Raw genomic sequence first — 6,070 nt, 5'->3', positions numbered from 1 at the left:
GTCTGAGTCCATGACTCAAATAGCCATGGCAAGCATACTGTTGAAACGTTTCATTATTGATAAATGAGTTTCCAAACGCGCTCTGAGATCCGCAGGCTCTATGGTGTCTGGATCATCAGCAGATCTCCGTATCCTTTTTCTCTGCGGTGATTGGAAAGCGCCGACCGTGAAAGCTTCTGCCTCATGGTTTTTAAGCCCCGCTTCGGCGGGGCTTTTGTCGTTCAATAGGTTAGCTTTTTTTATTTTTTCGAGGGATCCATGCTTAAGAAACTGGTTCGTGAGAAAATTATATCTAAAAAACGATATAGATAATATGATTTAAGTTGTTGTTTTTTTTAAAGAAACGTTGACAATGTCAAGAAAGGGGTATAAAAATTTTTACAAGTTCGACGGACAAGCAGATCGCTGCCGCGAGCTTTCAAAAACGAGCTTTCAGCTCCGGCCGTATTGGCCGGGATTCCTGTCCCGCTCCGCACAGGCCAGGAATGGGGTCCCGCAAGGGAAAAAGATCCCGTAGTGGATGGGATCGAAAGATGCGGAAGTAATGAAGGAAGGTATTATTATGAAGAAGCTTATGACTCTCGCTCTGGCTGCCGCTATGATGCTGGGTGCCGCTACCGGCGCCAGCGCTATCGACTTCAAGGCCAAGGGCCAGTGGATCATGTCTTTCGACTACGGCATGCACGGCAACTTTGGTGAAAGCAAGGCCAAGAACAACTCCGGCTTCAAGAACGAAGACGAATTCGAAGCCCGCCAGCGCGTTCGCCTGCAGTTGGACGCCGTGGCTTCCGAAGCTCTGTCCGGCACCGTGTTCTTCGAAATCGGTGACCAGGTGTGGGGCGACAACGACAACGGCGGCGCTATGGGCGCTGACGGCAAGGTCGTGGAACTGAAGCGCGCCTACATCGACTGGATGGTGCCCCAGACCGACCTCAAGGTCCGCATGGGTATCCAGGGCATCGCTCTGCCCAGCTTCACCACCAATGCCTCCCAGATCATGGATGATGACGTGGCCGCCGTCAGCCTGAACTACCAGTTCAACGAAAACGTTGGCCTGACCGCTTTCTGGGCTCGCCCCTACAACGACAATAGCGGTTACAAGTGGAACGGTGATAAGGCCGGTTACCAGAACTACATGGACAACATGGACATGTTCGCCGTGCTGCTGCCCCTGACCTTCGACGGTGTGAAGGTGACCCCCTGGGTCATGTACGCTGCCATGGGCCCCGGTATGTTCAATGAGTGGGAGAACACCGCCAAGAAGACTAAGTTCAATGGCGGTAATGCGTGGGATCGCGCCAGCGCTGGCATGGTCTCCGGCTTCACCGGCACCGATCCTCTGGATAGCTACGGCAATGCCTTCTGGGCTGGCGTGACCGGCGAAGTGACCTACTGGGATCCCTTCCGCATCGCTTGGGATGTGAACTACGGTTCCGCCTCTTACGAAGACCAGAAGAGGAACCGCGAAGGCTGGTTGGCCAGCCTGCTGCTGGAATACAAGCTGGATTGGGGTACTCCCGGTCTGTACGGCTGGTACGGTTCCGGTGACGACAGCAACCCGAAGAACGGTTCCGAGCGCATGCCTGTGGTGAGCGCCAACGGCAACAACGGCTTCTCCAACTTCGCCTTCAACGGCAACCCCTACATCGCCCGTGAAGGCGTGCTGGGCACCAATATGACCGGTACCTGGGGCATCGGCGCCCGCCTGAAGGACGTGAGCTTCCTGGAAGACCTGAAGCACACCCTGCGCGTGAACTTCATGGGCGGCACCAACGCTCCCAAGATGGCCAAGTACGTGAGCCATACTTCCTTCAAGGCTCCCGCGAGCGTGACCCAGTACGGTACCTCCTACGATCCCATGTACCTGACCACCGGCGACACCGCTCTGGAAATCGGTCTGACCAACACCTACAAGATGTACGACAACTTCACCGTCATGCTGGACGCTGCCTACATCGCCCTGTGGCTGGACGACAGCCGCAGCACCTGGGGCAAGAATCCCATGGCTAACTTCGCCAAGGGCGGCGACGGCGTGTACGACGCCTGGAACGTGAACCTGTCCTTCGTGTACTCCTTCTAAGCTTCGGCTTGAGAAGTTCGACCGTGGGGGCTTCGGCCCCCCGGTTTTCAAGCCCCGCTCCGGCGGGGCTTTTTGTATTTTGGGATAATGGAAATGGGAATAATGATAGGTCGGTACGCTGTTTGAGGACCGCCTATCTTTTAGTAATAGCCATAACGATTTTTGTTGGAAGACTGGTTGCAAGAATCGGTACCGCAAGGCTGGCAGCAGGATCTTGCGTTAGGCAGGATTGCCTGATCCTGCTGCGCATAGCGTGGTTCAAAAAATTGACCTTTCCCCCTTGACGGAGAGAAGGGGCATGCGTATGCTGGCGTAACAAAATTTGTACTCAAACAGAAAAGCGTACATTTTTTGTCCAGAGCTGGCCAATGGGACGCCCCTGGGGAGGAGCGTTCCATGGTGAAGCCAGAAAATTTCTCTCAGGAAGGAAGGTTTTTATCATGAAAAAGCTGATGACCCTCGCTCTTGCTGCGGGCATGCTGCTGGGCGCCGCTACCGGCGCCAGCGCTATTGATTTCAAGGCCAAAGGCCAGTGGCTGATGGGCTTCTCCGCCGGTGACGGCTCCCTGGTGAGCCATGTCAAGGACAACAAGGCCAGCAACCACAACAAGGCCGCTGATACCGATGATATCTTCGGTGCTTCCCAGCGTGTCCGCCTGCAGTTGGACGCCGTGGCTTCCGAAGCCCTGTCCGGTACCGTGTACTTCGAAATCGGTGACACCCACTGGGGCAAGAACGACGATGGCGGTGCAATGGGGGCTGACCAGAGGATCGTGGAACTGAAGAACGCCTACATCGACTGGATGGTGCCCAACACCGATCTCAAGTTCCGCATGGGTATCCAGGGCATCCAGCTGCCTAACGTGGCCGGTGGTTCCGCCATCCTGGATGACGACGTGGCTGCCATCACCGCCAGCTACCAGTTCAACGAAAACGTGGCCCTGACCGCCATGTGGGCCCGTCCTTACAACGACAACTACTCTTCTCGCGCGGATCGCGTGAACTACCATGACAACATGGACCTGTTCGCCCTGATGGTGCCCCTGACCTTCGACGGCGTGAAGGTGACCCCCTGGGCCATGTACGGCATGGCTGGTGCCAACACCAATACCCTGACCTCCACCGCTCCCTATGCCCGTTACGCCAACGGCGGTGATGCGTTCGCTTTTGATCCGTCCTCTACCGGCAAGGCTTACGGTTCCATGTTCTGGGCCGGTCTGCCCATCTCCCTGACCCTGTGGGATCCGCTGAACGTCGAGCTGGACATCAACTACGGTTATGTGGAATCCATGGGTCGCTACGCTGCTGAGCGCGCTGACAACAGCTTTACCCGCATGGGCGATACCAAGCGTGAAGGCTGGCTGGTCAAGGCCCTGGTGGAATACAAGATGGATTGGGGTACCCCCGGCATCTTCGGCTGGTATGCTTCCGGTGACGACGGCAACGTGAAGAACGGTTCCGAGCGTATGCCCAGCATCTCCGCCTGTGGCAATTTCATGTCCTTCATGGGCGACGGCAACTACGGCTGGTCCACTTCCGACAGCCTGTATGACCGCAACATGAGCTACGCCGGTACCTGGGGTATCGGTCTGCGCGTCCACGACCTGAGCTTCGTGGAAGACCTGAAGCACTCCTTCCGCGTGGCCTACTGGGGCGGCACCAACAGCCCGTCCATGGCCAAGTACGTGAACAGCTCCTACGGCTGGCAGAACTTCAACAACGCCCTCAACCTCGGCGAAAAGGACGGTCCTTACCTGACCACCAATGACGGTCTGCTGGAATTCAACCTGGTCAACAGCTACCAGATCTACGAAAACCTGGAAGCCAACCTGGAACTGGGTTACATCGTGAACATGATGGACGACGACACCTGGAAGCGCAGCTACCGCAACGATTCCTACAAGAAGCAGGACGCCTGGAAGGCCCAGCTGATCTTCGCTTACAGCTTCTAGTCTTTACGACAGCGATGCTTTCAAGGGGGGCGCAAGCCCCCCTTTTTTATTGGATAAGACGATCTTTCGCCTGGCGGAGGTCGTCTTTTCTTTTGTCCGGAGGAGGGGAGAGCGGATGGAGCAAAGGCCATGCCTGGTGCAGCAGGCGTTTCATGCAGATGTTTGGGGACAGGATGTCTTGCAGGGAACAGTTTTTTGTATGGCTTTTTCCACACAAGTCCCTGGCGTTTTTTTTAGGGGGACAGCCTCCTTTTTCTTCCTCGCTCCTTCTTTTTTTCACGACGCTGTCGAGTGATTCAATAAATTGACCAATCGCCTTGACCCACCCATATGCCCATGCTAACGCAACAAGATAATAGACTCTTTTGATGAGTCCTATAAGGTCGATGGCCTGCCGGAGATGTCTCGGTGAAGGACTTGGAGTTCTCAGGCCTGGAAATTTTTCATTTAGGGAGGAAGGTTTTATCATGAAGAAGCTGATGACTCTTGCGCTCGCTGCGGGCATGTTGTTGGGGGCTGCCAGTGGTGCTCACGCTATCGATTTCAAAGCCCAGGGGATGTGGCTGATGGGCGTGGGGGCCGGGGCCAGGCCGGTGCGACGTCGAATAAGGCCCGGGATACCGATGACGCCTTCAGTGCCATGCAGCTCGTGCGTTTGCAGTTGGATGCGGTGGCTTCCGAGTCGCTGTCCGGTACGGTCTACTTCGAAATCGGCGACACCATGTGGGGCCAGGCATCTTCCGGCGGCGCCCTGGGCGCTGACAAGACCATCGTGGAATTGAGAAACGCCTATATCGACTGGACGGTTCCCAACACCGACCTCAAGTTCCGTATGGGTATCCAGGGGCTCTCCATGCCCAATGTGGCCGGTGGCTCCGCGGTGCTGTTTGACGATGCCGCCGCTGTCGTAGCCAACTACCAGTTCAACGAAAATGTTGGCCTGACAGCTTTCTGGGCCCGTCTGTTCAACGACAACTGGAACGAGAGCAGTGCCGCCAACCGCTGGTCTCCTGACGATGATGCCAACTACCAGGATAACGTGGACCTGTTCGCCCTCATGCTGCCGCTGACCTTCGAAGGTGTGAAGCTGACCCCCTGGGCCATGTACGGCATGATCGGCGTCAACTCCTGGGATGCCATGGATAACGGGCTGCATATGGGCAGCTATCCTCCCTACAGCCTGCGTCCTTATCCGCTGGCCTACAACGGCGGGACGCTGGATACCGACAAATCCTATGGCTCTGCGTTCTGGGCCGGTCTGCCCATTGCCGTCACGGCCTTTGATCCGCTGAACATCGAAGTCGATATCAACTACGGTTATGTGGAATCCATGGGGCGCTATGATGTGCAGCAGCTGAACAGCGGTGCCTGGCGTCGTGGTGATACCCAGCGCGAGGGCTGGCTGGTCAAGGCCCTGGTGGAATACAAGCTGGATTGGGGTACTCCCGGCATCTTCGGCTGGTATTCCTCCGGTGATGACGGCAACGTGAAGAACGGTTCGGAGCGTATGCCCACCATGTCCGGTTGCGCTAATTTCATGTCCTTCATGGGCGACGGCAACTATGGCTGGGGCGACCCGCGTCTGTATGACCGCAACCTGACCTATGCCGGTACCTGGGGCGTGGGTCTGCGCATCCACGACATGAGCTTTGTGGAAGATCTGAAGCACTCCTTCCGTGTGGCTTACTGGGGTGGTACCAACAGCCCTGCCATGGCCAAGTATGTGAAGGACGCCTATGGCTGGGACAACGGTACCCCCGAAGGTCCGTACCTGACCACCAATGACGGCCTGCTGGAATTCAACCTGGTGAACAGCTACCAGATCTATGAGAATCTGGAAGCCAACCTGGAGTTGAGCTATATCGTGAACATGGTGGATGACGACACCTGGAAGCGCAGCTACCGCAACGACTCCTACAAGAAGCAGGATGCCTGGAAGGCCCAGCTGATCATTGCCTACACGTTCTAGATAGTGTCGTCAAATTATGTTTGCCCACAAAGATATGCATCTGATTTGAACGGCGGCAAGAAAAGATGC

4 protein-coding genes are annotated in these 6,070 nt (G+C 56.1%); 3 read left to right on the top strand and 1 reads right to left on the bottom strand.

Annotated elements, in window-relative coordinates; all coding sequences use genetic code 11:
• The first annotated feature begins 562 nt into the window (after positions 1-562).
• The gene (locus tag HF854_RS11985) at positions 563-2,080 is read left to right on the top strand and encodes an outer membrane homotrimeric porin (RefSeq protein WP_168936497.1); all 1,518 of its coding nucleotides are present in this window, start codon (positions 563-565) and stop codon (positions 2,078-2,080) included.
• Positions 2,081-2,520: 440 nt separating this feature from the next.
• Positions 2,521-4,032: an outer membrane homotrimeric porin gene (locus HF854_RS11980; RefSeq protein WP_168936496.1), complete on the top strand. Its 1,512-nt coding sequence runs from the start codon at positions 2,521-2,523 to the stop codon at positions 4,030-4,032.
• Positions 4,033-4,078: 46 nt separating this feature from the next.
• Here HF854_RS11980 and HF854_RS11975 read toward each other — a convergent pair whose 3' ends face one another.
• A complete protein-coding gene (locus HF854_RS11975; protein ID WP_168936495.1) occupies positions 4,079-4,501 on the bottom strand; it encodes a hypothetical protein in 423 nt (140 codons plus the stop codon).
• A gap of 90 nt (positions 4,502-4,591) precedes the next feature.
• On the opposite strand from HF854_RS11975, the gene HF854_RS11970 reads away from it, so the two are divergent.
• Positions 4,592-6,001, top strand: a complete 1,410-nt coding sequence (locus HF854_RS11970) for an outer membrane homotrimeric porin (RefSeq protein WP_346765662.1) — start codon at positions 4,592-4,594, stop codon at positions 5,999-6,001.
• Positions 6,002-6,070 lie beyond the last annotated feature (69 nt).

This window comes from Desulfovibrio piger (assembly GCF_012843875.1).
GTDB lineage: Bacteria > Desulfobacterota > Desulfovibrionia > Desulfovibrionales > Desulfovibrionaceae > Desulfovibrio.
The sequence above is the reverse complement of the archived record's forward strand: the minus strand, read 5'-3'. Positions and strand labels throughout refer to the sequence as shown.